We start from the raw sequence: 264 nt of genomic DNA, 5'->3' as shown, positions 1-264 counted from the left end.
CAGCTATTTCTGAGCGTGATGCAAGTGAATGGTATCGCTGCGATTGAATCGGGAACGACGACAAAACTGGTGCCAGATAATATTGCTAAGCAATCTGGTGTGGCAGTTGATTTACGCGGTGATAGTGTTGGCGAGTCGCTCGCTACTCGAGTTATTTATTTGACCAACACCCAAGCTGCAGAAGTATTAGGTGTTATTCGCCCATTGATGCCGCAGTCGGCTCACGCGGCCGCTGTACCTGGTGTCAATGCGCTAGTCTTGTCC

The 264-nt window shown here is 50.0% G+C and carries 1 protein-coding gene; it reads left to right on the top strand.

What is annotated here, in order from left to right:
- A partial coding sequence (locus SB772_RS41995; RefSeq protein WP_410838771.1) for a hypothetical protein occupies positions 1 to 264 on the top strand: 264 nt, incomplete at both ends.

Source organism: Paraburkholderia sp. SIMBA_030 (assembly GCF_046535245.1).
Classification (GTDB): domain Bacteria; phylum Pseudomonadota; class Gammaproteobacteria; order Burkholderiales; family Burkholderiaceae; genus Paraburkholderia.
The sequence above is the reverse complement of the archived record's forward strand: the minus strand, read 5'-3'. Positions and strand labels throughout refer to the sequence as shown.